The sequence below is a fragment of the Ruegeria sp. AM4 genome, assembly GCF_056540665.1.
In genome coordinates this window covers 1-562 of record NZ_JBQFXD010000043.1, presented here as the reverse complement: position 1 = coordinate 562, position 562 = coordinate 1, and the positions used below count along the sequence as shown (strand labels likewise).

General features: G+C 58.4%; 1 protein-coding gene. It reads left to right on the top strand.

Annotation, left to right across the window (positions count from 1 at the left end; translation table 11 throughout):
* Positions 1–562, top strand: a 562-nt coding sequence (locus tag ACR0JA_RS23670; protein ID WP_480580430.1) for a phenylalanine 4-monooxygenase, incomplete at both ends; no start/stop codon positions are given.

The window sequence follows — 562 nt, the reverse complement described above, 5'->3', positions numbered from 1 at the left end:
GGCCATATTGCTTATACCACCGAAGAGGATGCGGTTTGGGCGGACCTTTATGCAGCGCAGCAGGAAAACGTGCAGCGCTACATGGCGCGTGAATATCTGGACGGGTTGAAGCGGTTGGAGATGCCCAAGACCCGCGTTCCGTCCTGTGCGGATATATCCGAGCGTCTTCTGGACCTGACCGGGTGGCGGGTGCAGCCGGTACCTGCGCTGATCGGTTTCAAGACCTTCTTTGGTATGCTGGCGGATCGAGTTTTTCCTGCAGCCTCGTTCATCCGGTCGCGCGAGGATTTTGACTATATTGAAGAACCCGACACCTTTCACGAAATCTTCGGCCACACGCCCTTACTGAGCGACCCGCGTTTTGCGGCTTTCAGCCATGCGATCGGCAAGGCCGGGGTGCAGGCGGGGGACAAGGACTATGCGTGGCTGATACGCCTCTATTGGTTTTCGATTGAATTCGGATTGCGCCGACAGGACGGGCAGATCAAGGCGCTGGGCTCGGGGTTGGCGTCCTCGCCCACGGAACTGGTCTATGCTGTGGAAAGCGACATTCCTGACCGGG